6 protein-coding genes and 1 pseudogene are annotated in these 5,363 nt (G+C 65.8%); 5 read left to right on the top strand and 2 right to left on the bottom strand.

All coding sequences use genetic code 11. The annotated features are described in order from the left end of the window. The 5 genes and pseudogenes from ACLP25_RS05470 to ACLP25_RS05450 all read left to right on the top strand — a co-directional run. Positions 1 to 498: pseudogene (locus ACLP25_RS05470) on the top strand (ATP-binding cassette domain-containing protein); the annotation flags it as partial. Next, entirely contained in the window at positions 495 to 1,451 is a 957-nt protein-coding gene (locus tag ACLP25_RS05465) for an ABC transporter ATP-binding protein (RefSeq protein ID WP_442468212.1), read from the top strand. The pseudogene ACLP25_RS05470 and the gene ACLP25_RS05465, both read left to right, overlap by 4 nt. Beyond that, the gene (locus ACLP25_RS05460; RefSeq protein ID WP_442468211.1) at positions 1,448 to 2,581 is read left to right on the top strand and encodes an ABC transporter permease; all 1,134 of its coding nucleotides are present in this window, start codon (positions 1,448 to 1,450) and stop codon (positions 2,579 to 2,581) included. Before ACLP25_RS05465 ends, ACLP25_RS05460 begins: the two co-directional genes overlap by 4 nt. 2 nt (positions 2,582 to 2,583) lie before the next feature. Next, a complete protein-coding gene (locus ACLP25_RS05455; protein WP_442468210.1) occupies positions 2,584 to 3,714 on the top strand; it encodes an ABC transporter permease in 1,131 nt (376 codons plus the stop codon). 104 nt (positions 3,715 to 3,818) lie between these two features. Beyond that, the gene (locus tag ACLP25_RS05450; protein ID WP_442468209.1) at positions 3,819 to 4,181 is read left to right on the top strand and encodes a hypothetical protein; all 363 of its coding nucleotides are present in this window, start codon (positions 3,819 to 3,821) and stop codon (positions 4,179 to 4,181) included. On the opposite strand, the gene ACLP25_RS05445 is transcribed toward ACLP25_RS05450, so the two are convergent. Together ACLP25_RS05445 and ACLP25_RS05440 are read right to left on the bottom strand one after the other, a co-directional pair. After that, positions 4,178 to 4,735, bottom strand: coding sequence for a Uma2 family endonuclease (locus ACLP25_RS05445; RefSeq protein ID WP_442468208.1), 558 nt, complete (start codon positions 4,733 to 4,735; stop codon positions 4,178 to 4,180). The two genes, ACLP25_RS05450 and ACLP25_RS05445, sit on opposite strands and share 4 nt — an antisense overlap. A 119-nt stretch (positions 4,736 to 4,854) precedes the next feature. Next, the coding region (locus tag ACLP25_RS05440) for an aldehyde dehydrogenase family protein (protein WP_442468207.1) at positions 4,855 to 5,363 on the bottom strand (509 nt) is incomplete at its 5' end.

The following is a 5,363-nucleotide window of genomic DNA, read 5'->3' as shown; positions in this document are numbered from 1 at the left end:
CTCGGGCTCACCTGCTCGCTCATCCACACGCCGCGCGTGCTGCTGCTCGACGAGCCGACCGCGGGGGTCGATCCGGTGTCGCGCCGCGACTTCTGGCGCATCCTGTACGGCTTGCGCGGCGAGGGCGTCGCCATCGTCGTCGCCACCTCCTATCTCGACGAGGCCGAGCGCTGCACGCGCCTCGGACTTCTGCGCGAGGGCCGGATGCTCTACTGCGACACGCCGGCCGCGCTGAAGACGCTGATGCCGGGCGAGATCCTCGCGATCGCCTCGCCAGCTCCCCGCGCCGTGCGCGGCCTCGTCGCGGAGCGCGAGGGCGTCAAGAGCGCAATCCTGATGGGCGACAGCGTGCATGTCGTCGTCGACGACGCGGCCCGGCGCGTCGGCGAGCTCCGGGCGGCGCTTGAAGCCGCTGGAACGCCGGTCGACGAGATCGAGCGCATCGCGCCGTCGATCGAGGACCTGTTCGTCTCGCTCCTGACGGAGGAGGCGGAATGAACGGTGCGAATGGCGAGATCCGGATCCGGGCCGACCGGCTCGTCAAGCGCTTCGGCGATTTCATCGCAGTCAACGACGTGAGCTTCGAGGCGCGGCGCGGCGAGATCATGGGCTTCCTCGGCCCGAACGGCGCGGGGAAGTCGACGACGATCCGCATCCTCTGCGGCCTCCTGCGTCCGAGCGGCGGCCGGGCGGAAGTGGCGGGCCTCGACGTCGCGCGCGATCCGGAAAGAGTGCGCGCGAAGATCGGCTATATGTCGCAGAAGTTCTCGCTCTACAACGACCTGTCGGTGATGGAGAACCTCAGCTTTTTCGGCGGGGTGTACGGGGTGAGGGGCGCGCGGCTCAAGGAGCGGCTCGCGTTCGCCGTCGATATGGCGGGGCTGAACGGGAGGGAAAACGCGATCGTGGGCGACCTGTCGGGCGGATGGAAACAGCGCCTGGCGCTCGGTTGCGCCGTGCTCCACGAGCCGGCGATTCTGTTTCTCGACGAACCGACTTCGGGCGTCGACCCCGCCTCGCGCCGCCGGTTCTGGGACCTCATCTATGCGCTTGCCGGCGAGGGCGTCTGCGTCGTCATCACCACGCACTACATGGACGAGGCCGAGTACTGCAATCGCATCGCGCTGATCAACAGCGGGCGGCTCGTGGCGCTCGGCAGCCCGTCCGAGCTCAAGCGCGGAGCGATCCGCGGCGAGATCCTGCTCGTCGAAGGCGGGGACCCTGGCGCGATGCTGGAGGCGCTTCGGGGCGCTCCGGGCGTGCGCGACGTCGCCCCCTTCGGCTCGTCGCTGCACATCGTCGTCGACGACGCGGCGCGGGACCTGGCTGCGATCGAAGCGCGCCTCGCCGAGCGCTCCCTCTCCTGGTCGCGGATCGAGCCGATCAAGGCGACGCTCGAGGACGTGTTCGTGCAACTCGTCGGCGAGGGCGGCGGGAGGCCGGGTCCATGACCCCGCGACGGATCAAGGCGGTCGCCAAAAAGGAGGTCATCCAGATCCTGCGCGATCCGCGCAGCCTCATGGTGGTGCTACTGATGCCGCTGATGCAGATGGCCCTGCTCGGCTACGGGGTCAACATGGACATCAAGCACGTGCCGATCTGCGTGTTCGACCGCGAAGGAAGCCAGCAGAGCCAGGCGCTGTTGAAAGCGTTCCAGGCCTCGCAGTATTTCACCATCGTCGAGACGGAACGCGACTACGACGGCGTCAAACGGGCGGTCGACGCCGGACGTTGCAAGATGGCGATCGTCGTTCCCCACGATTTCTCGCAAAACCTCGCCTTTGCCAACGCGGCCTCGGTGCAGGCGATCCTCGACGCCACCGACGACAACACCGCCAATATCGCGCTCGGCTACGCTCAGGGGGTCGTCGCCGCCTATTCCGGCGCCGTTCAACTGGAGCGGACCCAGACCATGGGTCAGCCGCCGCCCGTCGTCCCGGCGGTCTCCGAATACCGGGTCTGGTATAACGAGGACCTCGTCAGCCGGAACTACATCATGCCCGGCGTTGTCGCGCTGGTGATGGCGCTCGTCGGCGCCCAACTCACCTCGCTCACGATCTCGCGCGAATGGGAGCGCGGCACCATGGAGGTGCTGGTGTCAACCCCGGTCACCCGCATGGAGCTGATGGCCGGGAAGATCCTGCCTTATTTCTTCATCGGCCTGATCGACGCCGCGTTCTGCCTCGTCATTGCGGTTTTCTGGTTCGAGGCGCCGTTCCGGGGCGCGGTCTCGACCCTGTTCCTGACGACCTCCCTGTTCCTCGTCGTCGTGCTCGGGCTCGGCTATTTCATTTCGGCCAGCATCCGCAGCCAGGTCGGCGCAAGCCAGATCGCGCTCGTGGCGACCCTGCTGCCGACGACGCTGCTCTCGGGCTTCGCCTTTCCGATCGAGCAGATGCCGACGCCGATCCAGTGGCTCACCTATCTGGTTCCGGCGCGCTACTATTTCGCGATCCTGAAGTCGGTGTTCCTCAAGGGCAGCGGGCTCGGCGACCTCCTCGAACCGATCGGGCTGCTGGCGCTCTACGCCACGATCATCGGGCTTCTGGCCGCCCGCGCCTTTCGCAAAACCTTGGGCTGACCATGTGGGGCCGCGTCTTCAACCTCGTCGTGAAGGAGCTCCAGCAGTTCCGCCGCGACCGCGCGGCCAAATTCCGCCTCCTGATTCCGACGCTCGTCCAGCTGTTCATCTTCGGCTATGCGGCGACTTTCGAGGTTTACCATGTCGCGACCGTCGTGCTCGACCTCGACCACAGCCAGGAGAGCCGGGAACTGATTTCCCACTTCGCCGGCAGCGGACGGTTCCAGATCGTCGAGATGGCGCAGAACCACGCTGAAATCCGCCAGGCGATCGACCGGGCCGACGCGGTGGTCGCGATCGTGATCGACGCGGGTTTCTCCGAGAACCTCCGCAAGGGCCTTTCGGCGCCCGCGCAGGTCGTCGTCGACGGCACAAATTCCAACACCGCCCTCATCGCGCTCGGCTACGTGGGCCAGATCGTGGCGGCCTATGCCGAGGACATGGGCCAGGACCTCAAGCGCCGCCAGCACGCGGCGGCGCCTGCGCCGCCGACGGTGACGCTCGAGCAGCGGCCCTGGTACAACGTGGACTTCAACAGCCGCTGGTTCTTCGTTCCCGGCGTGATTGCGACGCTGACGCTGATCATGATTGTCAACCTCACGTCGTTCGCCGTGGTGCGCGAGCGCGAGGTCGGCACGCTCGAGCAGATCATGGTGACGCCGGTCCGGCCGCTCGAATTCATCCTCGGCAAGTCGATCCCTTATTTCCTGATCGGGCTCGCCCTGACCATTGTGATTGCCGGCGTAGGCACGCTCTGGTTCCAGATCCCGTTCCGCGGCAATCCGTTCGTCCTGCTCATCGGAACCTCGTTCTACCTTCTTTGCGTGCTCGGGATCGGCCTTTTGATATCGACCGTTTGCCGCACCCAGCAGCAGGCTTTCGCGACCAACTTCTTTGTCATCAACCCGGCCTTCATATTGTCCGGCTTCAGCTTCCCGCTCGCCAGCATGCCTGTCTTCATGCAATGGCTGTCGAACATCAATCCGATGACCTATTACCTCGTCGTCATCCGTGGGACGTTCCTGAAGGGCGTGGGCCTGAACGTGCTCTGGCCTCAGATGCTGGCGCTCGCTACGCTCGGCGTCTTGCTGCTGGGCCTCAGCGTTCTCAGATTCCAGAAATCGCTCGACTGACGCGGGCTTGCTTTTCCGGGGCGGGCGGGGCAATGCGGGGCGCGCGCCCGGGAACGGGCGCCTTCGTGTCGCGCCGCTCGTCGCGGGGCAAAAAGGGCAGGGCCATGGCTTGTTCGGTTCGTTTGCTTGGCGCCGCCCTGTTCGCTGTGGCGCTCGTGTCCTCGGCGGAGGCCCAGACGACGCAGGAGACGCACACCCCGACCCTTCACGCCCGCGCGAAGCATCACGTCCATAGGCGTCACGTCGAGCAGCCCGAGGGCCGGCAGATCACCGTCCACAAGAGCGGAAATGCGACGCCGTCGTGGCTGACGCTTGGCGCCGACGCGCCGGTCGGCAGCGGCAACAATTACGTGACCAGCACATTCGACCAGCCGTCGCCGATCCAGGGCACGTTCTCCGGCTATCGCGGACGCGAGCGGCTGATCGATCGGTACGGCGTCCCCGGCGTGCCGCTCTTCCAGTTCTAATCCGCAGCCGGGGGAAACATCGCTTCGACCGCGACCTCGAAGCCCGGCGGATCGAGCTTCGCTGCGCCGTCCGACAAGACCCGCGTCTCGATCGCGTCGCCCTGTCCCCGCTTGTGGTGGATGACCACCCGCCGCTCGGGGTCGAGGATGAGATAGTGCTCGACGCTCGGCAGCGAGAAATAGCCGCTGAGCTTGCGGCCGTGGTCGATCGCCGCTGTGCTCGGAGAGAGGACTTCGACGACGATGATCGGATCGGAGACGGAGATCGTGTCACCCGATCGGGACGGTCCGCAGATGACCGACGCATCGGGCTCGAACGCGGTTTGCGCGTCGATCTTTATCGCGAGGCCATCGGTGACCGCCTCGCAAGGCAATCGGGCTTGCGCAAGCGCATCGTCGAGAGCGCGCGCCGCGAATTTCTTGACTCGAGTGTGGGCCAGTCGTTCCGGCGACATCTTCACCGGGACGCCGTCGAATAATTCCCAACCGCCTTCGCGCCCTTCGGCCCAAAGGAGGAACTCTTCGATCGTCAAATGCTTTGGCGCTGTCGCCATGGCTCCTGTCCGGACGGATACCCGGGGATGAGCGCATTATACGCGCCCCACGCCGCGGTAAAAAAGACGGGCGCGAGAATGTCCCCGCGTCCGCTCTTCTGAATTCCGAACCGCGCGCCTCAGTGCATCGTCGGGATGATGAAGCTCGCGCCGTCCTTGATGCCGGAGGGCCACCGGGCGGTGACCGTCTTGGTGCGGGTGTAGAAGCGGATCGAATCCGGCCCGTGTTGGTTGAGGTCGCCGAAGCCGGAGCGCTTCCAGCCGCCGAAGGTGTAGTAGGCGAGCGGCACCGGGATCGGCACGTTGACGCCGATCATGCCGACCTTGACCTTGCTGGCGAAGTCGCGCGCCGCGTCGCCGTCGCGGGTGAAAATCGCGACGCCGTTGCCGTATTCGTGATCGTTGCAGAGCCGGAGCGCCTCCGCATAGTCGGGCGACCGTACGACCGACAAGACCGGCCCAAAGATCTCTTCCTTGTAGATGCGCAGGTCCTTGGTCACGTGATCGAACAGGCAGCCGCCGAGGTAGAACCCGTTCTCGTAGCCCTGCATTTTGAAGTTGCGGCCATCGACGACGAGCTTGGCGCCTTCCTGCAAGCCGAGGTCGACGTAGCCGCGGACCTTTTCGA

Source organism: Roseiarcus sp. (genome assembly GCF_052145395.1).
GTDB lineage: Bacteria > Pseudomonadota > Alphaproteobacteria > Rhizobiales > Beijerinckiaceae > Roseiarcus.
This window is presented reverse-complemented; position numbering and strand designations above follow the sequence as displayed.